Annotated in this window: 1 pseudogene; it reads right to left on the reverse strand. The window is 60.8% G+C overall.

From position 1 onward, the window contains the following. Window positions 1–209 (reverse strand): annotated as a pseudogene (locus SB773_RS35325) (collagen-like repeat preface domain-containing protein); the annotation flags it as partial.

Consider the following 209-nt stretch of genomic DNA (forward strand, 5'->3'; position numbering starts at 1 on the left):
GCACCAGTAGCGCCCGTGTTACCTCTAGGTCCGGTAGCACCGGTAGCGCCTGTGTTACCTCTAGGTCCGGTAGCACCGGTAGCACCTGTGTTACCTCTAGGTCCGGTAGCACCAGTCACGCCCGTGTTACCTCTAGGTCCGGTAGCACCAGTAGCGCCCGTGTTACCTCTAGGTCCGGTAGCACCAGTAGCGCCCGTGTTACCTCTAGG

The organism is Bacillus sp. SIMBA_074 (genome assembly GCF_046534555.1).
GTDB classification, from domain to species: domain Bacteria; phylum Bacillota; class Bacilli; order Bacillales; family Bacillaceae_G; genus Bacillus_A; species Bacillus_A mycoides.